Source organism: Arthrobacter sp. NA-172, from assembly GCF_043952055.1.
Classification (GTDB): domain Bacteria; phylum Actinomycetota; class Actinomycetes; order Actinomycetales; family Micrococcaceae; genus Arthrobacter.
Map to the genome: position 1 here is coordinate 132,465 of NZ_JBINOT010000002.1, position 26,180 is coordinate 158,644.

Below are 26,180 nucleotides of genomic sequence, written 5' to 3' on the forward strand. Positions count from 1 at the left end.
GGCAGGGCTCAGCCGCGAGAGGCAGAAACATGACTGGGAAGGCAGCGACATGACTGAAACGACGGCCCGGCAGCCCGCACGCAGCGGCCGCCGAGCCCCCTACGTGAACGGTGAGCGCAAGAGGGCCGAGCTGGTTGACGCTGCGTTCGCGGTTTTCGCCGACAAAGGTTTCCAGCTGCTCTCGATACGCCAGATCGCTGAGGAAATCGGAACGAGCCATACCGCGCTGCGGCACCATTTCGGGAGCAAGGACGCCCTGTTGGAAGCTGTACTCGTTCGCCGCGAAGAGCGGGAGGGCCCCTGGCGCCGCGAGCTGCTCAAGGACAAAGGCCTGCTGGAAACCGTGCCCGAGGTCATGCGCAACAATTCGCACATCCGCGGCGTCATCCAGCTCGACGCAACCCTCCGGGCCGAGGCCGTGCGCCCGGACCACCCCGCGCACGAGTTCATCCGCCGCCGCGATGCGGAGATTATCGCTTCGATCCATGCCGAGCTCGAGCGGGAAATCGCTGCCGGACGCGCGGCCGCGGACCTCAATCCCGGAATTGTCGCCAGGCAGATCGCCTCCCTCATCGAGGGCGTGCAACTTGCCTGGCTCTACGACGATTCCGTGGACATGGCAGCCCATCTGGAAGAGTTCCTGCAGCTGCTCAAACCCAGGATTATCCTGCTTTAGTTATTGCGGTGTGCAGGGACAAGGCCCGGTTCGTAGCTTTCGAGCCCGATGCTTGCCCTCACCAGCGCCCGGAGTTCGGGCAGGCCACCGCTAACGGCACCGGCTGCACGCGCCTGTACCAGTGACGTTGCCAAGCGCCGTAGCTTCCACGGGACCGGCAACAACTTTCTTGCCCGTGGCATCGGCGGTGAGCTGGCAAAGCAACCTGTTTTGGGAGCCGCCGCCCACGATATGGACCACCGAGGTCCGCTTGCCGGACAGTTCTTCGGCGCGCGCCAGTGTCCTGGCGTAGGCGGCCGCGAGGCTGTCCAGGATGCAGCGCACGACGGCGGCCGGCCGGTCCGGTAGCACCTCACCGGTGGCGCGCACTGCGGCCCGGATACGGTCCGGCATGTTGTCCGGGGCGATGAACGCGGGGTCGTCGGCGTTGATCTGCAGCCCGCCCGGCGGGATGACCGCGGCAGCCTCGAGGAGCGCGGCGAGTTCCTGGGGGTGTCCTTCGGCTTCCCAAGTGCGCAGGCATTCGCTGAGCAGCCACAGCCCGCCTACGTTGCGCAGGTAGCGGACGGTTCCGTCCACGCCGCGTTCGTTGGTGAAGTTGGCGAGCCGGCTGGCTTCGCTCAGGACCGGGCTGTCCAGTTCCACGCCTACCAGGACCAGGTCCCGGAAGAGATGTAGGCGAAGTCTTCTTCTGAGGCCGGCACCCCGGCAATGGCCGAGGCCGTGTCGTGGGAGCCCACTGCCACCACTTTGGTATCCGCCGGCAGTCCCGTGCGCGCTGCCATCTCCGCCAGCAGGGTGCCCACGGTGTCGCCGGGCTGGATGATGGCCGGGAACAGGGTTTTCGACAGGCCGAGGGGCTTGAAGAACCCGGTGGCCCACTCCCCCGCGACCGCGTCGAATAGGCCTGTAGTGGAAGCATTCGTGGCCTCGGTGCGGCGGGCCCCGGTCAGTTTGAAGGCGATGAGATCGGGAATCAGGAGAGCCTGCAGGCCCTTGAGTTCCGGCTCGTTTGGCAGCTGATAAATCGTGTTGAACTGCAGGAATTGCAGCCCGGTGGTCTCATACAGCCGTTCAAGGCCGAGGGTACGGTGGACCCATTCAACGGCGGCCCGGCCGCGTTCGTCGCGGTAACTGAAGGGCTGGGCCCGCAGGGCGCCGGAGGCGTCCACGAGTCCGTAGTCCACAGCCCAGGTGTCGATGCCGATGCTGGTGATCCGCTCACCGCTTGCGGCGGCCGTTTCAGCGGCCGCCGCAAGTCCCGTGAGCACCTCCTGAAACAGGGCGTCGAAGTCCCAGTGGAGCCCGCCGTCGAGCTCTACAACACCGTTGGGGAAGCGGTGCACTGTTTCCAGCGACACCGTTTTCTTTCCCGTCGCGGCGGAGCCCACGCGGCCGAGCATGACCCGCCCGGAGGAGGCTCCGATGTCGACCGCGGCGAACAACTGCCCGCTCATCGCAGGAAGGCTGCGGCGACGCCAGCGTCCACCGGGATGTGCAGGCCCGTGGTGTGCGATAGCTCGTTGCTGGTCAGCACGGCGGCCGCGTTGGCGACGTGCTCGGGCAGGACTTCGCGCTTGAGCAGGGTGCGCTGGGCGTAGTACTTGCCAAGCTCCTGCTCGTCCACGCCGTAGACGGCGGCACGCTTGGCGCCCCAACCGCCGGCGAAGATGCCCGAACCGCGGACCACGCCGTCGGGGTTGATGCCGTTGACGCGGATGCCGTACTCGCCCAGTTCCGCAGCCAACAGGCGCACCTGGTGGGCCCTGGTCCGCTTTCGTGGCCGAGTAGGCGATATTGTTCGGGCCGGCGAACACCGAGTTCTTCGAGGAAATGTAGACGATGTCCCCACCCAGGCCCTGGTCGATCATGACCTTGGCCGAAGCCTTGGACACCAGCGAAGGATCCCTTGGCCATGACGTTGTGCTGCAGGTCCCAGTCCTTCTCGGTGGTTTCCAGGAGCGGCTTGGAGATGGACAGGCCCGCGTTGTTCACGATCAGGTCCAGTCCGCCGAAAGCGAGGACGGCTTCCTGGATGGCGGCAGCGATCTGGGCTTCGTCGGTCACGTCAGCCTGGACGCCCAAAGCGACGTCGGAACCGCCGAGTTCGGCGGCAACAGCCTGCGCGTTCTCCAGGTTCAGGTCCGCGATGACCACGCAGGCGCCCTCCGCGGCCAAGCGGGTGGCGATGGCCTTGCCGATGCCCGACGCCGCACCGGTCACCAAAGCGATGCGCGTGGCGTGCGATTTCGGCTTCGGCATGCGGGCCAACTTGGCTTCCTCGAGGGCCCAGTACTCGATCCGGAACTTCTCGGATTCCTCGATCGGGGCATAGGAGGAGATCGCCTCGGCACCGCGCATCACGTTGATGGCATTGAGGTAGAACTCGCCTGCGACGCGGGCGGTTTGCTTGTCCTTGCCGTAGGAGAACATTCCGACGCCGGGGATCAGGACGATGGCCGGGTCGGCACCGCGCAGGGCGGGGCTGTTTTCGTCGGCGTGGCGGTCGTAATACTCCTGGTAATCCTCACGGTAGGCGGTGTGGAGTTCTTTCAGGCGCGCCACGGAATCCTCGATCGAGGCGTCGGCGGGCAGGTCCAGGACCAGGGGCTTGACCTTGGTGCGCAGGAAATGGTCCGGGCAGGACGTTCCCAGGGCGCCCAGACGTGGGTGCCCGGATCCTTCGAGGAACTCCAGGACACGCCCGTCGTCGCTGAAGTGTCCCACCTGTGGTTTGTCCGCCGAAGCGATGCCGCGGATGACCGGGGCCAGCGCGGCCGCTTTGGCTTTGCGCTCGGCCTCGGGCAGCGGGGCGTAGCCGGGCAGTGCGGGCCCGAAGGGATCGTTCCTGCCGTGATCCTTGATGTACTGCTCGGCCTGTTCGATGATCCACAGGGAGTTGGCTTCGGCTTCCTCGCTGGTGGCGCCCCACGCGGTGATGCCGTGGCCACCCAGGATGGTGCCGATTGCCTGCGGGTTCGCTTCCTTGATCGCTGCGATGTCCAGACCCAGCTGGAAACCCGGGCGACGCCAGGGAACCCACACCACCTTGTCGCCAAAGATCTTGGACGTCAGGGCCTCCCCGTCCACCGCCGTCGCAATCGCGATGCCCGAGTCCGGGTGCAGGTGGTCAACATGCGCGGCATCTACCAGCCCGTGCATGGCGGTATCGATCGACGGCGCTGCGCCGCCCTTGCCGTGCAGGCAGTAATCGAACGCGGCCACCATCTCGTCCTCGCGCTCCACGCCCGGGTACACGTCCTTGAGTGCCTTCAGCCGGTCCATCCGCAGCACGGCAAGATTCTCGGCCTTCAGCGTGCCAAGGTCCCCGCCGGACCCCTTCACCCAAAGCAGCTCGACGTCCTCCCCCGTGACCGGATCCGTCTCGAACCCCTTGGCCGAGGTGTTTCCTCCTGCGAAGTTGGTGTTCCGCTTGTCCGCGCCCAGGCGGTTTGAACGGGAAATCAAGTGTTCAACAGTCTTGTTCATGGTCCTTATGCGCCCCATCCGGCCTGCTGGCCGCCCGCGCGGTCCTCGTTGATCTTCTTCTGGTAGCCACTGGCCTTGAACGCCGCCATGGGATCGGCCGGGAGGCCCCGGGATTCACGCCACTCGGCCAGGACCGGACGGACATCGGTATAGAACGCATCGTTGAAGATACCGTTGGCGGCCAGGACATCGCCCGCGCGCTGCGCCTCGGCCAGCGCGGCGCCGTCGATAAGCAACGCCCGGGCAGTCATTTCCTGCACGTTCAGCACCGACCGGATCTGGCCCGGGATCTTTTCCTCCAGGTTGTGGCACTGATCCAGCATCAGGGCGACGCCGGACTCTTTACCGAAGCCACCGCCGCGAATGACCTCATGCATGATCCGGAACAACTGGAACGGATCCGCGGCACCGACAATCAGGTCATCGTCCGCATAGAACCGGGAATTGAAATCGAAGGAACCGAGCTTGCCCAGGCGCAGCAACTGCATGACGATGAACTCGATATTCGTCCCCGGGGCGTGGTGGCCGGTGTCCAGGCAGACAAACGCCTTCTCCCCCAGCGCCAAGGTCTGGGCGTAGGACGTACCCCAGTCCGGGACGTCGGTGTGATAAAAAGCCGGCTCGAAGAACTTGTACTCCAGCACCAGGCGCTGCTCGTCACCGAGCGCGGCGTAGATTTCCTGCAGGGATTCGGCGAGGCGGTCCTGGCGGCCGCGCATGTCGTCCTGGCCCGGGTAGTTGGTACCGTCTGCAAGCCAGACCTTCAGGTCCCGGGAGCCGGCGGCGTGCATGATCTCAAGGCACTCGAGGTGGTGGCCGATCGCCCGGCGGCGGACCGCGGGGTCGGAGGAAGTCAGCGAGCCGAACTTGTACTCATCATCCTGGAACGTGTTGGAGTTGATCGTGCCCAGGCCCACGCCCAACTCCGCGGCGTACTCGCGCAGCGCGGAGTAATCATCCACCTTGTCCCAGGGAATGTGCAACGCCACCGTCGGCGCCAACCCGGTCAGTTCGTGGACCTTCGCGGCGTCCGCCAGCTTCTCCTGGATAGTCCGCGGCGTGCCGGGCGTGCCGAACACCTTGAAGCGGGTGCCCGAATTGCCATAGGCCCAGGAGGGAACCTCAATGGCCAGCTCCCCGAGGCGGCCCAGCGCCGTTGCAATGTGGTTCATCGGTGAATCTTTCTCTGGTGGTGGCGAGTCTTCAAAAATCCGGGACCCAAAGAAGAACTACTTTCTTTGAATCGTTTCATTGTTACGATTCAAAGTACTCTGGGAATCGGACGGGTGTCAAGAAGATCCGCCCGTCCTCCCGCGGATCCCGGCGATCCGCGAGATTGGTACCACTCGGAACGGAAGAATATGACGCGGGCAGCAAGCATCAAGGATGTCGCCAACCACGCCCGGGTTGCCGTCGGCACTGTGTCCAATGTCCTGAACAACCCGGACAAGGTCGCAAAGAGCACCAAGGAAAGGGTGCTCCTGGCCATCGACGAACTCGGCTTCATCCGCAACGACGCGGCACGGCAGTTGCGTGCCGGGCATAGCCGCACCATCGGCGTCGTGGTCCTGGACGTCGGCAACCCCTTCTTCACATCCGTGGTGCGTGCCGCCGAGAGCGCGGCGGAGACGCATGGAAGCGCCGTGCTCCTTGGAGACAGCGGGCACGATTCGTACCGGGAATCCCATTACATTGACCTCTTCCAGGAACAGCGGGTCCAGGGTCTGCTCATCTCGCCAGTCGGTGACGTCACCGAGCGCTTGAATCTCCTGAGGGAACGTGGCATCCCGGCAGTCCTGATGGACCGGCTTGCCGATGGCACCAACTACAGTTCGGTGTCCGTTAACGACGTCGAAGGCGGGTACCTCGCGATCAAGCACCTGCTTGATGTCGGCCGCCGTCGCCTCGCGCTCGTGACCGGCCCGACGTCGGTGCGGCAGTTCGCGGACCGCTTGGAGGGGGCGCGGCGCGCCGTCGCGGAAGTCCCCGAATCGTCCCTTGAGATTATTGAATGCAAAGGCCAGACCGTTCTAGCGGGACGCGGCGTAGGAGACTCGCTGGTGGAACGCAGTGCGGAGCAGCTGCCGGACGGGATCTTCTGCACCAACGACCTCCTCGCCCTTGGGGTCATGCAATCGCTCGCCATGACGCACCGGATACGAATTCCGGAAGACATCGCCCTCATCGGCTACGACGACATCGACTTCGCCGCCTCGGCAGTCGTGCCGCTCTCCTCGATCCGGCAACCAACCGAGGCCATCGGCCGGACAGCGATCCAACTCCTGATGGAAGAACTCAACGCCCCGGACTCCAAACGACGGACCGTGGTCTTCACCCCGGAACTCGTGATCCGGCAAAGCACTTAAGGCGTGGGGTATCCACGCTGGGCTTTCGTCGCAGTGAAGGATGTAATTAGAGGTCTGCCGCGAAGGGTGGGACAAGGTTCGGCGGGAGGGGCTGGCTGTCGCTGATGGTTATGTCGGTGAACTCAGCGAAGCCATGAGGGCTTGTACCGCTGCTTACCAGCGCGTAGTGCGTGGCAACGAACCATTCTGCGGCCTCGGCGGAAAGCAGCCGTGCGCTGCCTGTACCGATTTCGAGGTGATGGCCGCTGCTTGAGGCGCGGAAACTGTAGGCGACGGGCCTGGCTTCTACTTCCAACGTAATCGGCCCGTCACCCGGAAACGGCAGGGTTTCTTCCGTAATCAGGTCATCGGCCTGTCGTCGGAAACGCAACTTGCGCGTGTTCCCCTGGTTTTCGACCACGACGAAGTAATTGTGGCGTCGGTCGGTGTACACGCCTATCCCGGCCTTGGCCTCTGCGCAGTTGGTCACGGTTGCTCGGAAGACCTGGTCATCGGCTGACTGCGCACGGAACAAGGCACCCGTCGGGGCCGACGTCGTCCATGGCTCGGCTCCTGCAGGAAGCCTGATGGCGGCTTCCCGGACGCTTGCCGTCTCCCCAGCGGGGCCGAGAGTTGTCCATCCGTTGAGCCAAAGGCCTTCGTGGGCAACCAAGGGGCGGTCATTGCCAACAGGGAGCGGGGCGTCGGTGAACTGAAGTTCGGTGGTGCCGTTCCGGCCGATAATCGGCCAGCCGTCGTGGGTCCACGTGACCGGTGTCAGGAAGGTCTCCCGCCCGATGTTGTGGTGATGGGACAGCGGAGCATGCCGCGTCCCCAGGGACACAGCCCACCAATTGCCGTTGGAATCGTCGAACAGATCGGCGTGGCCGACGCTCTGGATGGGGTGCCCAACCCTGTCGCGGTGGCTGAGGATGGGGTTGTGCGGAGCAGGCTCAAAAGGACCCCACGGAGACCGGGAGCGGCCGATGCTCTGCAGATGCCCTTTCCAACTGCTTCCCTCGGCCGCGGTGAGGTAGTACCAGTCTCCGCGCCTGAAGAGATGCGGTCCTTCGATGTCGTTGGTGAGGAAGCCGCCGCCCGAGGTCAGTGCCCGAAGCTCGCCGATACTGCCAGTGGCGATATCGATCTCGGCCTGGACGATCGGCCCGAGGCTGCCGTCTTCCCGGCCGAAGTCGAGGCTTCGTCGTGTGTAATACCAGGTTCCGTCCTCGTCACGGAACAAAGACGGATCGAAAGCCTCCTCGTCGACCCATGTCGCGTCGGACCATTCCGCAGGGTCTTCGGCGGTGACGTAGAAGTTGCCTTGGCCCTTGTGCGCGTTGGTGCAAGCGAGGTAGAACCGGCCGTCATGGTGGCGAAGGGTGGGCGCGAACAGTTCCACCGGCCCCGGTCTGCCGTCGCGGCGGTATTGTGCGGGCCGCGCGACGGCGTGGCCGATGATGCGCCAGTTCACCAGGTCGGTCGAGTGCCGGATCGGAATCCCGGGAAGCATCCCGAAGCTGCTGGTAGCCAGAAAGTAGTCATTCCCGACGCGGACGACACTAGGATCGGGCGCGTGGCCGGCGACGACGGGGTTCGTATAAGAGGGCATGGGCTACTTCACCTTTCGGATCGGCAGGATGAGCAGTGCTCCGATAAGGCCCGCCACAGCGCCGGCGCCGAAGAGAGAAGTGAAATTCTGCGGGTTCGCCGCGGAGGCGCCGAGCGCAAGCAGTGCGGGCGCTATTGCCGGGACGATCGAGGTGGGGAGCGAGTTTGCCAGGTTCATGATGCCGAGGTCTTTTGCGGTGTGCTCGGGGTTCGGCAGGACCTGGGTGACGAGGGCGAAATCCACCGCCAGATAGACGCCTTGGCCCAGGCCGATCACTGCAACAGCCAGAAGGAATGCCGTGAAGGACGGCGCGAGAGCCACGAGAACAAGGCCCGAGGCGAAGATCATTGCAGCGGCAATGACGAACGGCTTGCGTCGGCCCACCTTGTTCGAAAATTTGACGGCAAAGGGCGCGAACAGCATCGAGGAGCCGGTGCCGATGAGCGATGAGAGGAAAATCGAACTTCCCACGGTCTCGGGTGCGATGTGCAGGGACATGATGAGGTAGAAAGCCTGGTAGGCGTTGACTGAGGCGATGCCGAAGAAGATCAGAAAGCGGCTCCACCACACCCACGCGTAGCTCGGATTCTTGCGCGGATTGACCCAGAAGGTGCCGAAGAAATCTTTCCGGGCGAAGTGCGGGCGATCCCCGCGGCCGAGCAGGCGGTCCTTCATGATAAAGGCCAGGGCTAGCGTCGCTACGACAGCAAGCCCTGCGGGCAGAAGCACCATGGCGGTCAGGTTCGGCTCTACAGACTGGGCCAGGAACAACCCTAAGAGTGCGCCGATTGGCGATCCGAGGCCGATAACGGCCGAGGGGGTGCCTCGACGGCTCGGCTGGTACTGGTCCGGAATGATCGCGGAGCAGGCACTGAGGGCGGCTACTGCCCCTACCGAGGTGGCAACGAAAGCCAGAGTAAGCCCCATGGTGCTGGTGGCCGTCACTGTCAGGACGGCGCCGAGGGCGAGCAGAAGGGAACCGGCAACCAGATAGGGACGACGCCGGCCGAGCCGGGACACGGTCCGGTCACTGAACCTTCCAATGACGGGCGCAGCGACGAGGGACGCGATACTGCCTACGCCGACGGCGATCGAAAGCACAGTCGTCCCGTTGGCGGGGTCAATCTCAGCCGCTTTGAGAGCGAGCATGAGCACTGCGTTGGAGATCAGCGCACCACTGACGGCAACGACGGCCAGTGCGAAGATGGCCAGGAAGCCGAAGCCTGGATTCCGCCAGCGACCTGGTGGCGGGACTGGGCCGGGTGCGTCGGCTGTAGACCGATCGGCATGGTTGGGGGCCTTGACGGCGGAAGTGGTCATGGAAAACTCCTTTGTTTCTCCAAATGGATGGTCAGGGTTCATCTCAGACGAGCGAGGTAGCCGGGACGTGGATTCGGTGTCGGCTGGTGCCCGGCGGAAGCGGCACCTCGCCGTCGGACGTGATCAGGCGCGCCTCGATCTGGAAAGGAATCGAGACGCTGAGCTCCGCGCCGCCGTCGTGCAGATCCCATTCGACGGCGATCGTCCCGTAGGGGGTATCGAGGTGGGCACTTACATGATCCAGGCCGCACTCGAAGTCAGGCTCGACAACCACGCTCCGGTAACCGGGAGACGTCTGACGTATGCCTGCGAGGCGCCGGAAGAACCAGTCGTCCACGCAGCCGAAGGCGTAATGGTTGAACGAGACGGCGCGGACCGAGCCGTCGGGGGCTATGGCGTCCCATGCCTCCCAGATCGAGGTCGCCCCCCGGTCCACTTGATAAAGCCACGAGGGCAGTTCGGACTGCCACAGGAGGTTGCGGGCCAGATCGCGGTGGCCGGTGTCCCACAGCGCGTCGAGCAGGTGCGGGGTGGAAAGGAAACCGGTGTCGAGCCGCCCGCCGTTCTCCGTGACGAGCGCTGCGAGGTGCTCCGCCATCCGGTCGCGCAGCGGCTCGGGAACCATGGCGAACGCGATCGCGAGAACGTAGAGGCCCTGCAGGTGAACAGGTAGCCGGCCGTCCCCATCGATATATTCTTCGCAGAACGCCTTACGCACCGCCGCTGCCCGGCGTGAGAAGTCGACGGCGTCGTCGTCCTTGCGAAGGACGCGCGCGGTCCGTTCCGCGAGAGTGAGAGTCTGGGCCTGGAACATCGGTGCGACCAGTTCGGCGGTGAGGGCCGGGGCGATCCCGATTGCTTCGTGGAGCGGCCGTCCAGCGAGGGTGCTCGGCGTGAGCCAATCGCCGAAGTGGGCTCCGGCGTTATAGAGGAGGGCTTGGCGTCCGCGGCGCTCATGGGAGAGGCTGTCCCCTGTCAGGCTTGCCGGAAGCTCCGTCGCGGCCTGGCGCTGGTATTCGATCCACCGGCACATTGCATCGTAGTTTTCCTCGAGGACCCGCAGGTCCTCGTAACGTTCGTAAAGGGTCCACGGGACGATCGCGATGGCGTCGCCCCACCCGGCGGAGGACACAATTGCCCCCAAGCCCGATCCGGTTTCAGCCTCTTCGGCGTCGAACGGCGAGCGCGGCGAGTAAATGGGTACCTGGCCGTCGGGGAGCTGGTCCGCCCGGAGGTTGCGCAGCCAACGGGTAAGGAAGGGCGCAACCCGCGCGTTGTTCGCGGCGGCGGGCGCGTAGGCGGCTATGTCGCCGGTCCAGCCTGCCCGCTCGCGCTGCGGGCAGTCCGTGGGGACAGAGAGGAAATTGGCACGCTGGCTCCAGAGGACGTTTTCGTGCAGGCGATTGAGCCGCTCATCCGAACTGTGGAACCCGCCCGCGGCTTCGAGGTCGCTGGCGATGACAATCGCCGCGAGCTCGTCGCGGGTCGGCTGCACGGCGAGCCCCCGGAGCCGGGCGTAGCGGAATCCATGGAAGGTGAACGTGGGCTCGAAAGTCTCACCCCCGGGCAGGCCCGCCGCGATGTAGACATCCGTCTGCTCCTTGTTGATCCCGTCGATGTTGATGAACCATTCACCGTGGGCGTCAAGTGTCTCAGTATGTTCGATCGTGACGGTCTGACCCCGCTCGGTGTAGGGAAGGGTGAGCCGGACCCGTCCGGCGATCACCTGGCCGAAGTCCACCACAAAGCCTTCATCGGGCGAGCCGGTCACCAGAACTGGGTCAACCGTTGCAACCCGCCGCACTGGTTCGCCACTGAACGGGACGATCCGGGCACTGGCTTCATCGCCAACAGCGGCGGGCCACCACTGACGATCGTCGAAAGCGGGCCGGTCCCAGTCCGCTGGCTCGGCCCGACGGTCGAAATACTCGCCCACGAAAAGGTCTGCGTAACGCCAGGGTCCGGCCGAGCAGCGGACCTCCGGTCCGGAGAGGACGACGGCGGAGCTTCCGTCGTCGTATTCGAGGTGTACCTGCCAGATGGCCGAGGTCAGATCTCCCCACTGTGCGCTCGAGCCCGTGAGCCCGATGCGACCCGCCCACCAACCGTCGGCGAGAGCGAGGCCAAGGGCATTGCCGCCGACGCTAAGCAAGTCTGTGACGTCATAGCACTGGGCCGAGAGACGGTGGGTGTAGCTATCGAAGCCCGGAGCGAGAACCTGATCGTCCGCCTCGGCTCCGTTCAAGCGCAGCGAATACGAGCCACGGGCCGTAACGTACGCGCGGGCCCGGGCTAGGCCTTCCCCGACGATGAACTCCTGCCGCAGCAGTTGCACCGGGCGCAGCCGGTCCTCGGGCGCAGCCTCCGGCTTTCGGCCCATGATCCAATCATTTAACGACCACCGTTCAACCTGGCCACTCTCCTGCGGCGGGGTCACCCACTGCGCCAGCCAGTCGCCGTCGTGCAGGAGGCCGGTCTCAAATCGGGACGATGTCCAGTCTCCCGGAGCGGGGCTATCCTCGGCCCAGGCCCGGACCCGCCAGATGTAGGCCGTATTGGACCGCAGGACCTCACCGTCGTACTGGATCAGCACGCTCTCGGGGCTGTCCATCCGGCCGGTCGCCCACACGCAACTTCCGGCCCGGTCCTCGACTTCAATCTCATAGGCATTTTGCCGGGCTTCCTCAGGAACCCAGGAAAAGCGGGGGCGCGCGGTGTCGAGGCCCAAGGGCTCAACCAAATGCTCGACGCGCACGCCGGTGCACCGGATGGAAGACATGGAAAGCTCCTTTGCTTCTGCCACCAAAGGCAATGGTGGGGATGGCCACGTGGGCTAGCTCAAGGGTAGGAGACAAAAACAATGTGCGCAAGGTTTTTATCGTGTTTGTTATCCGGTTGCTCTGTAAATCGGTGTCTAATGGGGGCATGAGACAAAGGCGGAAGACCGGAAGTTACGGGGTAGGGCGGGAGCGGCGGGAGGCGATCTTGGAAGCGGCATCAGCGAAATTTGCCGAGTCCGGCTACCACCGCACCCCCATGTCCCGGATCGCGGAGGACGTCGGCCTCACCCAAGGTGGCCTGATGCACCACTTCCCTTCCAAGCAACACCTGCTCATCGCCGTGGCAGAGCGGCGGCTCCTTAATACCGCCAGATGGTGGGAGGAACTTGGTGAGGACCTCGACGGTCTTGAGGCATTCCGGGAGATCGTGCGCAGCACCGAAAGGCTCTTGGCCGAACCTGGCCTCATCGAGCTCTTCGTCGTCGTCTCGGCCCAGGCAGCCGATGCCGACAGCCCGGCGAAGCATCTCTACGCAGAGTGGTACGAGCGGGCGATCGCCGGCGTCGAGTCCCGCCTGGTTCAAGCCGCGGCAGCCGGGCACCTCAAATCCGGACGCGACTACCGCGCAATCGCCGAAGAGTGCATCGCCGTCAGCGACGGCCTCCAGCTGCAATGGGTCATCTCTGACGGGAAGCTCGATCTGGTCGGCCGCGTACGCGCCTTCGCAGAACGCCTCGCGGAGGACCTCTCAGTCGATACGGCCCATCGCGCCTGAGCATCCCGTACGGCGCCTGGAGCGCACGCCGGAAGACGAGTTTTTTGGATTGAGGTTTCATATGTTCGACGTGATCATTTAGCGGCGGCGCCCCGACGGGGATGATGCTGGCCAGCGAATTGCGGCTGAACAACGTAAACGTGCTCGTGCTGGAGAAGGACGCGGAACCGGTCAAGGCGGTCCGCTCGCTCGGCCTGCACCCGCGCAGCATCGAAATCATGGACCAGCGCGGGCTGCTGGAGCGATTCCTAGCACACGGGCAGCAGTATCCCGACGGCGTCGGCCGCTTCGCCGGGATCGCCCAGCCCCGGCGGCCGGACCTGGACACCGCACACGGCTACATCCTCGGCATCCCCCAGCCCGTCACCGATCGACTGCTGGAGGAGCATGCCCACGAGCTCGGCGCGCAGATCCGCCGCGCCTGCGAGGTAACCGGGATCGAGCAGGACGAGGACGGGGTGGGCATCGAGCTCGCCGACGGCACACGGCTCCGCTCGCGCTGGCTCGTAGGCTGCGACGGCGGACGAAGCCTGGTGCGCAAGCTCCTCGGCATCGGCTTCCCCGGGGAGCCTGCCACCACCGAGTGGCTTCTCGGCGAGGTAGAAGTGACTACTCCGCCGGACGAGTTGGCCGAGGTGGCAGAGAAGGTGCGCAAGACGCACAGGGGCTTCGGCATCGGCCCCGCCGGTAACGGCCTCTACCGCGCAGTCGTGCCCGCGGCTAACATCGCCGAGGATCGCTTGGCCCCGCCGAGTCTGGAGGCGTTCCGAACCCAGCTTCCGGCCTACGCTGGCACCGACTTCGGCGCCCACTCACCGCGCTCGCTGTCCCGGTTCAGCGACGCCACCTGCCTGGCCGAACGATATCGGGTAGGCCGGGTTCTCCTCGCGGGCGACGCGGCGCACGTCCACCCGCCCTGGGTGGGCAGGGAATAGCCAAATGGACGTTATGTAAAACTGAACCCTGCGTATCTCATCAGATGCATCATTTCGGCGTTACCGGTGCCGCGCTGACGTTCCCCTGAAGGCGCATTGACAGCTCCACATCAGGAAGATTCGGCGTAGGTCCGGTCCTGTCGAGATGTCAGCTTTCGCACTCTATGCAGTACGACTGGCCGTTGCTTTCGCGGGCGAGCTGGGACCGGTGCCGGACCAGGAAACAGGAGGCGCAGGTGAATTCGTCCTTGCCCTGCGGGACGAGGGTCAAAGTAGGGCTCGCTGCCCACAGCCGGGGACAATTCTGATGGGTTACCCACCGCTACGGCTGTCGAGGGAGCTGCCCCAACGGCTCCCGATTTCCGGCGTGGATAACCCGAATTGAACCCAAGCGTGGACAGTCTAGAGTTGCCTGGCTTTTTGGGGTCTAAATTTCCTGAAATCGCACGTCGGGGAACCAGCCGATTGGGGCTTTTTTGGGCTCCAGATGCTCGGGGTCGCGGTGTTCTTTCATGTCGCAGTTGTAGAACGGCCCGCGTGGGTTCCAGCAGGACGCCCATGTGGTGGTCTGCGTGGTCCCGCCACCAGACGCTTATCCCGGTTGCAGGGTCGAGGCGCAGGTGCTCCCAGGAACGCCATAAGGCCGCGACGCGCGAGACGGCTTCGGGGTGGAAGTACCACTCGATGCACCACTTATCGATCAGTGGCTGCGGGAAATTCGACAGAGCAGGACTTCGCAGACAGCAACGAGCCTGTCCCTTTGGCCATTGACCTTCGGACAGCCGTAATGCGGTTATCTCGAAGACTTCGCGTCGAAGCGACCGGGGACGTCATCACTCCCGGTCAGCACACCGTGCTGGCGCAGTTGCGCAGAGGACCCCAAACTCTCCGGGAGCTGGCTGAGGGCGAGCACGTGCAGGCACCGTCGATGACCCGGATCGTCAATGCTTTGTCCGAGCATAGTTTCGTAACCCGCACGGATCACCCCGACGAAAAGCGCCAGATACTCGTGACAATCACATCCGCCGGTGAGGATGTCTTCGCAGAGGCTAGCCAGCAACGCACCGCTTGGATGGTCAGGCGGATAGAGTTGCTCAGCGAAGAAGAACGAATAATCCTCAGCCAAGCCGCGCAGATTATGCAGCGGATGAGCGCCAAATGAGCCCGATGTTTCGTTCCCTCAGCAACCGGAACTATAGATTGTGGGTTGGCGGATCGCTGGTATCCAACATCGGGACGTGGATGCAACGCGTTGCACAGGACTGGCTGGTCCTTACTGTTCTTACAACCAACTCCGGTACTGCCGTAGGTTTCACCACGGGGCTGCAGTTTCTCCCGATTCTCATTCTGGGTCCATATGCTGGCGTTCTCGCGGACCGCTTCAGGAAGCGCTTGATTCTCATCTGGACGCAGACTGCCATGGCCCTCTGCGGCTTGATCGTGGGACTTCTGGTCGTGGCCGGGGCGGCGCAGCTTTGGCACATCTACGCAGCTGCGCTCGGTCTGGGGATTGCCAGCGCTATCGACGGACCAACCCGGCAAGCTTACGTGTCAGAACTCGTGGATAGGGAAGACGTTGCCAATGCGGTGTCCCTCAATTCGGCATCTTTCAACACCGCGCGGCTCACAGGCCCGGCCTTAGCCGGTGTCCTCATTGCATGGATCGGAAGTGGGCCCGTCTTCCTTCTTAGTGCGGCCAGCTTTGCAGCGGTATTACTCTCACTATGGCGGATCCGCCCCAATGAATGTGCCCCATTTTCCCCCACGTTCCGTCGCAGGCGCCAGATATCCGAAGGCCTGAACTATGTACGCCAACGTCCGGATCTGGTACTCATTCTCTGGATGGTCGGATTTATTGGAGCCTTCGGAATGAACTTCCCAATCACCAATGCGCTAATGTCGACTGCCGAGTTCCGGGTAGGACCTGGAGAATTCGGGCTGCTGGGGTCGCTCATGGCAGTTGGCACTTTGGGTGGGGCCCTCCTTGCAGCTCGCAGGTCCGGCCCCCGGCTACTGCACCTGATCGGAGGCGCCGTTGCACTGGGGCTGTGCTCGTTCGTTGCCTGCCTGACGCCGACTTTCTGGCTCTATGCAGCGATGATGATCCCCGTGGGCCTAGCATCCATCACCTTCGTAAATAGCTGCAACACCAGCATCCAGCTTTCCACAGACGGAGAATTCCGTGGCAGGGTCCTTGCCTTCTACCTTGCGATTAGTCAGGGGGGGACTGCCCTTGGGGCGCCGCTGATGGGATGGATCGGCACCGAATTTGGTGCACGCTGGTCGATCGGCATAGGCGGAGCTGTGGTCATGATTACGGGAGTCGTCGCACTGATAGTGGTGAGTGGCCGGAGCCCACTCCCGTTCAAATCACAAGTCGTGAATGCACTTTCCCTCCGTCGGGCAACCCGCTAAGCCTAAGGCCGAGAGAGCACCATCGACCCGGTAACGCAACCTATCCAGCTAGCCACTGGAGCATCCCCTGTTCTCGCGCGAGGCGGGAAGGCCTGAGCGACACTTTTGGTCGCCTCCGACACCGCGTTTACCACCCAGGACATGTCTGAATTAAGCACACCCCAAACTGACGTCAGGGTGAGCCAATTTTTCATGTCAGGAAAGGGTGGTCGGAAGAGTTGATTGACACCCGACGGTCCAGGGTCTCAGACTCCAACCGGACACTATCCCCTTTGAGGGCGACATCGGCCGCGAAACCCTCGACCAGTAAAAGATCGATTGGTGTAGACCGACGCCTGTTGATCACCCGTGAATCTGCCCCACCTGTCGGCGCGACGACAGGTGGGGCAAAGAAGCTGAGAAGGCGTAGGTGACCGGCCGCAAGTCTCTCTCTGCGCAGCCGGCCAGATGGCGACAGTGTGTTCGAGCCACGTGTTATAAGGCGACATCCTGCACGTCCACCGCCCCCGCGCACACCTCTACCGGTTCGCCCGCACCAAAGTAACGAAACGTCGCCAAACAGGCACTGCAACCTTCATTTCATCATTCACACCTCTGGCATCCAAGGTCGAACCGTGAGCGCCGACTCACGGCGCGTCATGTCGTCCTTTGACTCGCCGTTCATGAAGGAACGTGATCGGAAAAGTTTGCGAGGAATGTGGCGAGCGGTTCGAGCCGTCGCGCAAAACACAACGGTTCTGCGCGACGCGATGCGCCAATCGGCGGCGGGACCGTCGCCGACGGCAACGGATGCACGCGATGACAGTGGCGAGTCTTCAGCCTTTGCCAATCAGCAGGACAGCGTCTGTTCAAACCAGTGGCGTCCGCAAGCCCGCGGCGAGTAGAGACTCCGCAAATCGGCCACTCGATCCGATGACTAGGCGGCTCCAGCAAACCATCGACACCCTCCAAACGGCCCTTCGATCGCAGTCATCGGAACTCGAACTGCTCGAGCGGTCCAACGCCGAGCTGCAGGACCGCGTAGAACTACTGAAAGGAGAAATCACCCGCCTCAAACGGTCCCAGCGATCCAATATCGAAGATCTGGCTCACGTCGCCGCCCGCCTCGTGGCGGTCTGCCAAGCAATAAGCACCGGACTCGACAGCCCAACTATGGACATTCTGCGGCGCCGCGGATGGATTCGACTCCGCCCACAATCCCCCAGACTCCAGCCATGACCATGTCCATCGCCCGGCTGTCCGCCCAGTCTGGTCTGAAGTACCTGTTCAAGACCACGATGATGGACGACGTCTCCCCCACCCCCGTTGATACGACCACGTACTACATGAAAGCCGGGACACCCCAGGGCTACTGGCTCGGCAGCGGTCTCATCGGCATCAACCGAACATCCGGAGAACCCGTCACCGAAACCGACGCGAAAGCCATCTTCGACCACGCCATCCATCCCGATACCGGTGCTCCCCTGGGCCGTCCGCACAGCCAGCCGACCGTCGTCGAAACAAGACAAGGCCAAACCGAAATGCGCCGGGCAGTCGCTGGTTTCGACTTGACGTTCAGCGTTCCCAAATCCGTCTCTGTGCTCTGGGCAATGAGCCCACGAAGCCTCCAAGACCAAATCTTGCAAACCCATCACGACGCCGTCAGCGCCACCCTGGACTGGCTGGAAGAGCTCGTCATTCACACCCGCGCGGGGCGCAATGGCGTCGCAGGCATCGGCACCTGCGGCGCCATTGCCGCCGCGTTCGACCACTGGGAGTCACGCTCCGGAGACCCGCAACTGCACACCCATATGGTCATCGCCAACCGCATCCAACGGATCACCGACGATGCCTGGGTCACCCTGGACTCAAGGACGCTCTACAAGGCGGCTGTCGCGGCGAGCGAGCACTACAACGGTCTCCTCTTCGACGGCCTCAAACGAGACCTCGGCACCGACACCGATATCCGCGAGCCCGCAGCCACCACCCACAACCCGAGCCCCCAGCTCACGGGCATCGACGACGTCCTGATCCGGGAATTCTCCAACCGCTCCCGCCTTATCGACCAGGAAACCGACCGCCTTGTCGCCGAATGGATCAAGGTCCACGGCAGAAGACCCACCGCAACCCAGACCGTAAAGCTCCGCCAACAGGCCACGCTCTCCACCCGGACCCCCAAGAGCGAAAGCATCGCTCCACTACACCAGCTCTCGGCACGGTGGCGCGCACGGGCAACTGGCAAAGGCTTCGAACCCCAATTCGTGCTGGCAGCCACGGTCCGGGGGTCCCGAACTGCGCCATTCCGCATGTCCGACTTCGCGGCTGACTGGGTAGACGCCGTCGCGAGTCTGACCCGCGATCGTGTGGCTGCCAAACGCGCCACCTGGAACCGCTGGAACCTCCTGGCAGAGGCCGAACGGGTCTGCGCCGCCATCCGCTGCCAAACCCCGCATGACCGCAACGCGCTGATCGACTCCGTCGCAACCGCGGCGGAAAGCCAATCGATTCCCCTCAACGAATACCGCTACAGCGTCCCCGCAAATGCGCGCCCCGATCTCCACTACGGTGCCCGAAGCGTCTTCGACTTCCATGGATCCCGGCTCTACACCGACGCCGGCACCCTCGCCTGTGAGGAGGCCATCCTGGCTGCAAGGAACGACGACGGCGGCCCGGCTATCCGCGCGACTGAGGCCATCAACGCGCTCGCCAACTACCGGCACCGCAGCGCTTTCGGCCTGCATTCCGATCAGAGTGCAGCTTCTGCCGAGGTGCTGTTGAGCGGCAATCGGCTCGATGCCGTCGTCGGTCCGGCCGGCACCGGCAAGACAACGACCCTCGGCGCGGTAAAGGCTGCGTGGGAGGCGGAATTCGGTATCGGCAGCGTAGTCGGACTGGCACCCGCGGCGGCGAGCGCGGAAGTTCTTGGGAGGGAGCTGTCCATGGTCACCGAGAATGTCGCGAAGTGGCTCCACGAATCCGCAGGCGGGGGGGCTGGCAACCGGGCAGGTAGGTTCTTCGATGCCGAAAAGCGGCTGAGCCAATCTTTAACTGCAAATCCCCGGCTGGCGCAGGAAGCCACTCGTCTAGCCGCGGAGCAGAACCGATGGCGGTTCCGCCCAAACCAACTGGTCGTCGTCGACGAAGCTTCTGTGGTCTCTACCCTTCAACTCTCTGCCCTTGTGCAACAAGCTCGGGACGCCGGAGCTAAAGTCCTGTTGGTAGGCGACCCCGGGCAGCTCGACGCCATCGACGCCGGCGGCGTCCTCGGGTGGCTGGATCGCCAGGGAAAGGCTGCACGGCTAACCACCATACGGCGCTTCGAACACACCTGGGAACGAGAGGCTTCGCTGAAGCTCCGGGCCGGGGACTTCTCTGCCGTTAGCGCATACGAGGAGCACCAGCGGATTCAACACGGGACTTATACCGACATGGTCGCTCAGGCCTACCTGAGCTGGCAGTCCGACATGCGCGCGGGCAAGTCGGCCATCCTCATCGCGGCCGACAACGACACAGTCAGCATGTTGAACGAACGGGCCCAAGCCGACCGCGTGGTTCAAGGACTTGTGGACGCCGAACGGGCGGCGCCACTGAGCGATGGGCTCCGTGCGTGCTGCGGTGACACGATCATCGCGCGCCGCAACGATCGCACTGTTTCGGACAGCCACGGTGACTTCATCCGCAATGGCACCCTACTCGACGTCGTACGCGTTGGTCGCCGCGACGGCTCCCTCGTTGCGGTCCGCGGGGATACCGGCGCGACGGTGACGTTGCGCCGTGGCTATGTAGAGTCCTCTGTAGAGCTGGGTTATGCGACGACGGCCCACCGCTCCCAAGGAATCACCGTGGACGCGGGTCATACCGTTGTCACGCAGGGCAGACTGACACGCGAACTGCTATACGTAAGCATGACGCGGGGTCGTCTCGGCAACCACGCTTACGTCAGCGAGAACGATCCCGCGGATCACGAACCTCTGGATCCGGCCTTAAGAGCATCTTGGCAGGAAATCCTGGGCGAGGTACTGGCTGCCGAGGGCGCCGAACGAACCGCCCACGAAGTTGCCGAGCGTGAACGATTGAGCGCAGACAACCTGGAACGGCTCAGCGCCGAATACGACTACCTCGCCCAAATTGCTGCGGACGAGGAGCTGACAAAGACGCTCAAAGTGCTCGCGCCCTCGAGAATCGACGAGTTGAAGCATTCCCCGTCCTGGGGTGCAGTGGCGGCGGCGTGGCGCCGGTCCAATGGAATTAGCCGTCCAAGCGCACAGCGGATCATCGCAAAGGCGTTGGAGACGAGTGGGTCGATGAAGGATGCAACTTCGGTAATCCACTCCCGGCTCCTCAGCTTCGTATCGAGAATGCCCGAGAGCAAGCCAGCACTGATCCCGGACCCGGTTCAAACTGATCGGCCCGACCTCGCCGACATGGTCAGCCAGGTATCCGACCGGATCAGACGCAGGGCGATCAACCTTGCAAAAGCCGCCTTGCTGCAGGACACCGAATGGAAGCGAAACCTCATTGAGAACCTGGCGTCTCAGGACGACACGGGTCCAGTGATTAGCAATGTCGCGGTCTATCGGGACAGATGGGGCATCGACGACTCACCATTGCCGCTCGGGCCGAGGCCGGCGGACCACGAGTGGGAGCGGAAAACGCATTACGAAGCCATTCAGCACTTTATCGACCGGGCGCCCTCACATGAAGTCGAGCATAAACAACCGAGCATTTGGGCAGGAGGCCATATTTCTCATGAAGCCAGCCTTATCAATGTCGGTTGGCAGCTCTAAACTGAACAAGAAGGTAACTCATGGTCTCAAACCCAGTCATTAAGCCGAGAGTCGTGACACCCGCATTGGTACTCGCCAGCGTGGGCGTGGCTATCTTTGCTGCGTTAGCTCTGGCTGTCAGGTGGCCTGAGGGTTCAACCCAGTTACTTCGCTGGGCTAGCTTCCTTATTTGTACGGCCTTGGTCGGCTTGATTTGGCTGGTTCGCGGCCGCCGTCGTCGTGCTTGGCTCTTAGACGCCAAAGAAAAGTGGAATCGTTTCGAGGACGTCAGACGGACGCACGGCACGACCACGGAAATCACCATCCTCAGCGTTGACGCCCTTGAACCTACTGGTTCGTGGATCACCATCAACTGGAACCGTTTCGGCCATGTCCAAACCGCATGGCTGGAAGCGCTGCAAGAACCCATCTGGGCAGGATCGGTCCTGCTAATTTCGCCGGATCCGGCCCAAGTCATGCCCGGGATGCCTTGGCCTGCCACCTACTACCTACAGGCCTCCCACTGCCACGCCTGGGCGCCGGGAACAAAGTACAGCGGCGGCTCGTGAGTGAGCGTGGACTTCACCGCAGACACTGACGGACGGCCGGTCTCACCTGGAATCCTAGGTAAACCCAAGTTGTCTCGAAAGGTTGGTAGCGCTCCGCCGGCGAGGTTCAGGCCGCTTTGACGAGGGGTAGTTCGTCCCAATGGGTGGTGTATCTGGGGGAGAGCATGTCTCGTTTCATGGTCCAGTCCGGTCCGCCCTTGATGCCGGGGTAACCCAGGCCGACGGAACCGCGGCCGTACCGCTTGCTGACATCCTCCAGGAGCGTTCCGATGCCACGTTCCTCGTGAAGATTCTCGAAGAGTTCCAGAGGTTTCTGGTTGCCGCTGGGCCGCAGGTCGGTGACCATGATCCCGGCACGGACGTATTTCACGCCGTCGTTGATCCGCGGGATCAGCGCGTGGGCCGCTTTGGTGAGAATCACCGGGTCAGCGGTGGGCATGGGCAGCGCAACGCACACGGACGGGTAGGACGTGTTGCCCGGGCTGTAATCGGACGTACCGGCAAAGGCGGTCAGAACTTTGGCTTGCTGATCGTGTTTGGCCAGGCGGGCGCTGGCCTGCTGCGCGTACACGCTCATGACCTGACGCATGTCGGCCGCCGTCCTGATCGGCGTCGAAAAGCTCCGGCTGAAAATCAGCTGGTCCCGGCCGATCCGTTCCTCCTCCATAGGGATGCAGGGGGTTCCCTGCAGCTCGAGGACGGTGCGCATCATCACCACGGAGAACTTGTCCCTAATCGCCACCGGGTTCGCCCGGGACAGGTCAAGGATCGAGTAGATCCCCATCGCTCCCAGGCGCTTCGTGAGCCTGGTGGCCACACCCCAAATCTCGCTCACGGACAGCCGGGACATCAGAGCTTCACGCTCGGCCGCCGGCACGGATTCCCACCGGCACACCCCAGCGAAGACAGGGTTGTGTTTGGCCCACTTGTTGGCCAGCTTCGCCAGGGTCTTCGTGGGCGCGATGCCCACACAAACCGGCACCCCGACGTGCGTCCTGCAAGCATCCTTCATTGAACGCCCGAGGGCCAGCAGATCCTCTCCGGAGCCTTTGACGCCCAGGAAACACTCATCAATCGAGTAGACCTCCTGCCACGCCGAATACCGGCCAAGCAGCTCCATCACCCGTGTACTGATCGAACCGTAGAGCTCATAGTTGCTCGATCTGGCCAGCAGCCCCCATTCCTTCGCCCGCGGTGCGAGCTTGAACCACGGCTCGCCCAACGCGATCCCCAGGGCTTTTGCCTCGCTCGACCTCGTGACCGCGCAGCCGTCGTTGTTGGACTTCTGTGGCCTGTCTGGTTATGTGGCCTGAGTCTGCGGAGACCCGTCGTGGCATGGGAATGCGGTATTTCCCTGAAAGCAATGTGTTTGTCAGGGGAACATATATTGTGCAATCGAAGTAATGTATATGATTGCGAGTCCGTGTCCGGCACCCCAGGCCACCGATTGCGGCCATTTTGCCGAGGACAGTCTGGATCTTTCCGCTACGTCTCTGCTCTGTCGGTCTTGGTGTTCCAGGCGCAGCGGTTTTAGGCCGTAAATTACGAGCGAAACCGTCAGGGCCGTGAAGGCGGCGTACGCAAGTGAGGGTAGCCCCTGGTAGGACGTCATCGGAGGCAGGGCAAAAGTGATCGCGGCGGCGGTGACAAGGACCGCAAGGTGGACTGCCTCGAAGCCGATCTCGCCCTTTCCGCCCGGTTTGATGGCCATGCGGTGTCGCCCGGCCCAGCTGAGGCCATAGCCCAAGAGGAAGAGATACACATAGATCAAGATGCGTGCCATTTGCAGTGCTTTCGCGCGTAGTTGAATGCATCATAGCCAACGCGCGGAATTTGTCCCGCTCCGAATCCGCCCACCACGTCGCGGTTGAGGCCACATAACCAGACAGGCCACAGAAGTCCAATTATGTTCCCCGGAACATAATCGGTCAGAACGATGAGCGGTTTGCCTTCCAGGGAAGGATCGAAGATCCTCTCGGCGCTGGCGTAGAAGCAATTGACCTCCACGTGGGCGATTTCCTGCATCCGGCGCATCACCACAGGCCTAGACATAATGAAGGCACCTGATCGCAACGCCCCAGATCCGCAAATCCGAAAGCTCACGGACCCGGATCGGCGGGTAACTCGGATTATCCGCCTCCAGGACCACGCCCGCCCTGGTGATCCGCAGACGCTTGATCGTCAGTTCCCCGTCCAGGACCGCCACCACCACCGACCCGTCCTTGGGTTCCAGCGCCCGGTTCACGATCAGCTCGTCCCCGTCACTGATCCCGCCCGGCTCCATGGAATCCCCGGCAACCCGCACAATGTAAGTGCTCGTCTTGTCCTTGATCAGGTACTCGTTCAGGTCCAGCTCGGAGGAAAAATAGTCCTGGCTCGGCGACGGGTAACCCGCCGGAACGGCCACCGGAGCCACCGGGATATGCCCCGGCGCGGCCCCCGCGTCTATCATGCGAGGGTCCAAAGCAAGACTCATGACACACCTTTATTCGAAAATATGTTCGAATAAAGTCTAGCCCTCGGCACCGACAGTTTCATTTCTTTGCGGAATTGCATCCGATGCAGGGACCAAGAGTGGGAGCCGGCGTTTGCCAACAAAACGGACGATTTGATCACCTCAATGAGGTTCGCCAAGTTAACGTCGTACCTGCGAATCGAAGATCACACCAAGTTGAGGGCAAAAGATCGATGTGCCGCCATGGGAAGCACATCGATCTGATTCGGTTTTTCGTCCCCGGCGGAACGGGGCGGAGCCTTAGTAACTCATCTCATTCCCCTGCGGCGCCCCGAAAGGGGGCACCACCACCGGACTCTTCGTGGCAATTTTGTAGACCGGTGCCGCCGCCTCAGCAGCAGCCGCGAACTCGGGACCTGCCTGAACTCCAGCATCAGACCCGGCAACCGCCGTGTGCGCGGCTCGCTGGTATACGGTCGTGCCGAAGCGCAGGTCCGGTCCGATCGTGTCGGCGACGATACGGCGGGCCTCGCGTTTCTCGCCGTCTTTCTCGTAAGAGCGGAATTCGAGTTCGCCCGCCACTGTGACGGGGTCGCCTTTTTTCAGGGAGTTCGCAGTGTTCTCCGCTAGCGCGCGGAATGCCGAGACGTTGTGAAAGACAGGCTCTCCGTCCTGCCACGCGCCGTCCGCTCCCTGGATTCGCTGGTTGACTGCGACTCGCAGCTTGGCGTGCGCGACGCCCGATTCGCCGTAGCTCAGCTCGGGGTTGGCGACAAGGTTGCCGGCAATACTGATCGGAATTTTGGTGCTCATTGCTTTCATCCTTTCCAGTCGCAGCGAGCATTTCTCGCTGGACAACTAACTTAGAGTCAGACCCCAGGACCGGCAATCACAGGCCCTGCCAGCGGAGCCAAGGGCTGCCCCGCGCTCACGTAAGATGTCGGCTGGTTGAGGTGTGGAGCAGCCTCGACTGCGGGAACCTTGCCTCCGAACCCAGACGGCTGGGTGACTTCGAGAATCCCTTTAGTTGCCGCCGTAACTCGCCCCAGAACAGACTTTGCAATGTCCGAGCGCGACCGAGGCAACTTGCCTCCTGGACCTTGCGAAACAGCGTCGTTCTCCGCTTCGATGACAGCGTCTGCCCATCCCGCCAAATATGAGGCTGATTGTGGTCCGCGGTCGATGCCATGGGCACGTAGGACCGTGTAAGCAATGGACTCGGCCTCGACTTCGGCGAGCCCCCGGTGGTCCGCGCTGCTGCCGTAAAGCCGTCCGACGTCGTCGTCCGGGCCGTGCAGAATAACGTGCCCCAGCTCGTGGGCGAGTACGGCGGTGCGTTCCTCCGCGCTCAGCCAAGCACCTACTTGGACGCGGTGCTTTGAGAAATCCGTATAGCCACTTGTGAGTCCGTACTGGGCGTCCTCGACGTGTATTTCAAAGCCGCGCCGGTGAGCAACCTCAGCCAAAGAATTGAAAAGGTCTGAATCGATCATTCCTCGTTCGATTCCACCACGCGGCACAAGCAGCGGTGTCCCCTCCGTCTGGGAGACGTCGAAGACGGCCTGACCACGCCAACCGGTGATGACGGTCTTCTTTCCGCTTTCGACAGCGCCGCTAGGTAGCTTCTCGCCAACGCGCGTCCGCTGCCGGCTGCCGTCGGGCAAAGTGAATTCCTGCATACGTGAAGTGCGCGGCGCAATGACCCACAGGGCATGCTCGCCTTTCAACACTGCGCGGCCGTGGCGTTCCCATTCCCTGTACCCAGCCACGAGGGTGGGCTCATCAGTTCCGCGCTGCGCCATCTGCATCATTAGCAGAGCCACATTTCCGCCGGAGTACCGCCAAAGAGTGGCAGAAGCGTCCAACAGCATTTGCCAACGAGATGGCGACTCAACGGCCTGTTCCAGGATCGTGTGGAGTCCATCCGTCAGGACGGCGATGCGCTCCTCCGGAGTCATGCGCTGCTTGCCAAATTCGGACAACGCGGACTCAGGGTCGGCCGGGGTGGAACGCGATGCGCTTTCTTTTCCTGGAGCCACGACGGCCACCTCCATGCCTCTTGAA

17 protein-coding genes and 6 pseudogenes are annotated in these 26,180 nt (G+C 63.1%); 9 read left to right on the forward strand and 14 right to left on the reverse strand.

All coding sequences use genetic code 11. From position 1 onward, the window contains the following. The first annotated feature begins 49 nt into the window (after positions 1 to 49). Positions 50 to 676 (forward strand): TetR/AcrR family transcriptional regulator, encoded by a 627-nt coding sequence (locus ACF0H6_RS12995; protein WP_395250070.1) that lies wholly within the window; start codon positions 50 to 52, stop codon positions 674 to 676. Here the strand turns inward: ACF0H6_RS12995 and ACF0H6_RS13000 are convergent. The 3 genes and pseudogenes from ACF0H6_RS13000 to rhaI all read right to left on the reverse strand — a co-directional run bounded on the left by ACF0H6_RS13000 (position 673) and on the right by rhaI (position 5,337). Then, positions 673 to 2,133, reverse strand: a pseudogene (locus ACF0H6_RS13000) (rhamnulokinase family protein). The gene ACF0H6_RS12995 and the pseudogene ACF0H6_RS13000 overlap by 4 nt on opposite strands. Continuing rightward, positions 2,130 to 4,183 (reverse strand): annotated as a pseudogene (locus ACF0H6_RS13005) (bifunctional aldolase/short-chain dehydrogenase). Before ACF0H6_RS13005 ends, ACF0H6_RS13000 begins: the two co-directional pseudogenes overlap by 4 nt. Further along, positions 4,171 to 5,337: an L-rhamnose isomerase gene (rhaI, locus tag ACF0H6_RS13010; RefSeq protein WP_395250071.1), complete on the reverse strand. Its 1,167-nt coding sequence runs from the start codon at positions 5,335 to 5,337 to the stop codon at positions 4,171 to 4,173. Before rhaI ends, ACF0H6_RS13005 begins: the two are co-directional and overlap by 13 nt. Positions 5,338 to 5,526: 189 nt before the next feature. Here rhaI and ACF0H6_RS13015 point away from each other — a divergent pair, with 189 nt between their 5' ends. Beyond that, entirely contained in the window at positions 5,527 to 6,531 is a 1,005-nt protein-coding gene (locus ACF0H6_RS13015) for a LacI family DNA-binding transcriptional regulator (protein WP_395250072.1), read from the forward strand. 46 nt (positions 6,532 to 6,577) lie between these two features. Here ACF0H6_RS13015 and ACF0H6_RS13020 read toward each other — a convergent pair whose 3' ends face one another. From ACF0H6_RS13020 to ACF0H6_RS13030, 3 genes are read right to left on the reverse strand one after another with little or no spacing between them, the layout of a single operon-like run. Further along, positions 6,578 to 8,122, reverse strand: a complete 1,545-nt coding sequence (locus tag ACF0H6_RS13020; RefSeq protein ID WP_395250073.1) for a family 43 glycosylhydrolase — start codon at positions 8,120 to 8,122, stop codon at positions 6,578 to 6,580. Positions 8,123 to 8,125: 3 nt separating this feature from the next. Beyond that, positions 8,126 to 9,442 (reverse strand): MFS transporter, encoded by a 1,317-nt coding sequence (locus tag ACF0H6_RS13025; RefSeq protein ID WP_395250074.1) that lies wholly within the window; start codon positions 9,440 to 9,442, stop codon positions 8,126 to 8,128. Between the two features lie 43 nt (positions 9,443 to 9,485). Then, positions 9,486 to 12,221, reverse strand: a complete 2,736-nt coding sequence (locus tag ACF0H6_RS13030) for a family 78 glycoside hydrolase catalytic domain (RefSeq protein WP_395250075.1) — start codon at positions 12,219 to 12,221, stop codon at positions 9,486 to 9,488. 206 nt (positions 12,222 to 12,427) lie between these two features. Between ACF0H6_RS13030 and ACF0H6_RS13035 the strand changes: the two genes are divergently transcribed. Together ACF0H6_RS13035 and ACF0H6_RS13040 are read left to right on the forward strand one after the other, a co-directional pair. Beyond that, complete coding sequence (locus ACF0H6_RS13035; RefSeq protein ID WP_395250076.1) at positions 12,428 to 12,997, forward strand: TetR/AcrR family transcriptional regulator; 570 nt, start codon at positions 12,428 to 12,430, stop codon at positions 12,995 to 12,997. Positions 12,998 to 13,058: 61 nt separating this feature from the next. Continuing rightward, a pseudogene (locus ACF0H6_RS13040) lies at positions 13,059 to 13,926 on the forward strand (FAD-dependent monooxygenase); the annotation flags it as partial. 154 nt (positions 13,927 to 14,080) lie between these two features. On the opposite strand, the pseudogene ACF0H6_RS13045 reads toward ACF0H6_RS13040, so the two are convergent. Together ACF0H6_RS13045 and ACF0H6_RS13050 are read right to left on the reverse strand one after the other, a co-directional pair. After that, a pseudogene (locus ACF0H6_RS13045) lies at positions 14,081 to 14,197 on the reverse strand (DUF4193 family protein); the annotation flags it as partial. Positions 14,198 to 14,359: 162 nt separating this feature from the next. After that, positions 14,360 to 14,627, reverse strand: a pseudogene (locus ACF0H6_RS13050) (DUF4913 domain-containing protein); the annotation flags it as partial. A gap of 92 nt (positions 14,628 to 14,719) precedes the next feature. On the opposite strand from ACF0H6_RS13050, the gene ACF0H6_RS13055 reads away from it, so the two are divergent. From ACF0H6_RS13055 to ACF0H6_RS13075, 5 genes are all read left to right on the forward strand, one after another. Further along, on the forward strand, positions 14,720 to 15,094 hold the full coding sequence (locus ACF0H6_RS13055) for a MarR family transcriptional regulator (RefSeq protein WP_395250172.1): 375 nt from the start codon (positions 14,720 to 14,722) through the stop codon (positions 15,092 to 15,094). Then, positions 15,091 to 16,347, forward strand: a complete 1,257-nt coding sequence (locus ACF0H6_RS13060) for an MFS transporter (RefSeq protein ID WP_395250077.1) — start codon at positions 15,091 to 15,093, stop codon at positions 16,345 to 16,347. The genes ACF0H6_RS13055 and ACF0H6_RS13060 overlap by 4 nt, the downstream gene beginning before the upstream one ends. 614 nt (positions 16,348 to 16,961) lie before the next feature. Beyond that, complete coding sequence (locus tag ACF0H6_RS13065) at positions 16,962 to 17,231, forward strand: hypothetical protein (protein ID WP_395250078.1); 270 nt, start codon at positions 16,962 to 16,964, stop codon at positions 17,229 to 17,231. 330 nt (positions 17,232 to 17,561) lie between these two features. Next, a complete protein-coding gene (mobF, locus tag ACF0H6_RS13070) occupies positions 17,562 to 21,113 on the forward strand; it encodes a MobF family relaxase (RefSeq protein ID WP_395250079.1) in 3,552 nt (1,183 codons plus the stop codon). Between the two features lie 179 nt (positions 21,114 to 21,292). Next, the gene (locus tag ACF0H6_RS13075; RefSeq protein WP_395250080.1) at positions 21,293 to 21,661 is read left to right on the forward strand and encodes a hypothetical protein; all 369 of its coding nucleotides are present in this window, start codon (positions 21,293 to 21,295) and stop codon (positions 21,659 to 21,661) included. A 106-nt stretch (positions 21,662 to 21,767) separates the two neighbouring features. Here ACF0H6_RS13075 and ACF0H6_RS13080 read toward each other — a convergent pair. The 6 genes and pseudogenes from ACF0H6_RS13080 to ACF0H6_RS13105 all read right to left on the reverse strand — a co-directional run. Then, a pseudogene (locus tag ACF0H6_RS13080) lies at positions 21,768 to 22,943 on the reverse strand (Y-family DNA polymerase); the annotation flags it as partial. Between the two features lie 90 nt (positions 22,944 to 23,033). Further along, positions 23,034 to 23,444, reverse strand: a complete 411-nt coding sequence (locus ACF0H6_RS13085) for a hypothetical protein (RefSeq protein WP_395250081.1) — start codon at positions 23,442 to 23,444, stop codon at positions 23,034 to 23,036. Next, positions 23,429 to 23,713, reverse strand: a complete 285-nt coding sequence (locus tag ACF0H6_RS13090) for a hypothetical protein (protein ID WP_395250082.1) — start codon at positions 23,711 to 23,713, stop codon at positions 23,429 to 23,431. The genes ACF0H6_RS13085 and ACF0H6_RS13090 overlap by 16 nt, the downstream gene beginning before the upstream one ends. Next, positions 23,706 to 24,137: a LexA family protein gene (locus ACF0H6_RS13095; protein ID WP_395250083.1), complete on the reverse strand. Its 432-nt coding sequence runs from the start codon at positions 24,135 to 24,137 to the stop codon at positions 23,706 to 23,708. The genes ACF0H6_RS13090 and ACF0H6_RS13095 overlap by 8 nt, the downstream gene beginning before the upstream one ends. A 279-nt stretch (positions 24,138 to 24,416) precedes the next feature. Further along, positions 24,417 to 24,929, reverse strand: a complete 513-nt coding sequence (locus tag ACF0H6_RS13100; protein ID WP_395250084.1) for a single-stranded DNA-binding protein — start codon at positions 24,927 to 24,929, stop codon at positions 24,417 to 24,419. 56 nt (positions 24,930 to 24,985) lie between these two features. After that, positions 24,986 to 26,155 (reverse strand): ArdC-like ssDNA-binding domain-containing protein, encoded by a 1,170-nt coding sequence (locus ACF0H6_RS13105; protein ID WP_395250085.1) that lies wholly within the window; start codon positions 26,153 to 26,155, stop codon positions 24,986 to 24,988. Positions 26,156 to 26,180: the final 25 nt, after the last annotated feature.

Coding starts and splice junctions, on each gene's coding strand:
- ACF0H6_RS12995 (WP_395250070.1), top strand. CDS start 50: ATGACTGAAACGACGGCCCGGCAGCCCGCACGCAGCGGCCGCCGAGCC.
- rhaI (WP_395250071.1), bottom strand. CDS start 5,337: ATGAACCACATTGCAACGGCGCTGGGCCGCCTCGGGGAGCTGGCCATT.
- ACF0H6_RS13015 (WP_395250072.1), top strand. CDS start 5,527: ATGACGCGGGCAGCAAGCATCAAGGATGTCGCCAACCACGCCCGGGTT.
- ACF0H6_RS13020 (WP_395250073.1), bottom strand. CDS start 8,122: ATGCCCTCTTATACGAACCCCGTCGTCGCCGGCCACGCGCCCGATCCT.
- ACF0H6_RS13025 (WP_395250074.1), bottom strand. CDS start 9,442: ATGACCACTTCCGCCGTCAAGGCCCCCAACCATGCCGATCGGTCTACA.
- ACF0H6_RS13030 (WP_395250075.1), bottom strand. CDS start 12,221: ATGTCTTCCATCCGGTGCACCGGCGTGCGCGTCGAGCATTTGGTTGAG.
- ACF0H6_RS13055 (WP_395250172.1), top strand. CDS start 14,720: ATGCGGTTATCTCGAAGACTTCGCGTCGAAGCGACCGGGGACGTCATC.
- ACF0H6_RS13060 (WP_395250077.1), top strand. CDS start 15,091: ATGAGCCCGATGTTTCGTTCCCTCAGCAACCGGAACTATAGATTGTGG.
- mobF (WP_395250079.1), top strand. CDS start 17,562: ATGACCATGTCCATCGCCCGGCTGTCCGCCCAGTCTGGTCTGAAGTAC.
- ACF0H6_RS13085 (WP_395250081.1), bottom strand. CDS start 23,444: ATGGCACGCATCTTGATCTATGTGTATCTCTTCCTCTTGGGCTATGGC.
- ACF0H6_RS13090 (WP_395250082.1), bottom strand. CDS start 23,713: ATGTCTAGGCCTGTGGTGATGCGCCGGATGCAGGAAATCGCCCACGTG.
- ACF0H6_RS13095 (WP_395250083.1), bottom strand. CDS start 24,137: ATGAGTCTTGCTTTGGACCCTCGCATGATAGACGCGGGGGCCGCGCCG.
- ACF0H6_RS13100 (WP_395250084.1), bottom strand. CDS start 24,929: ATGAGCACCAAAATTCCGATCAGTATTGCCGGCAACCTTGTCGCCAAC.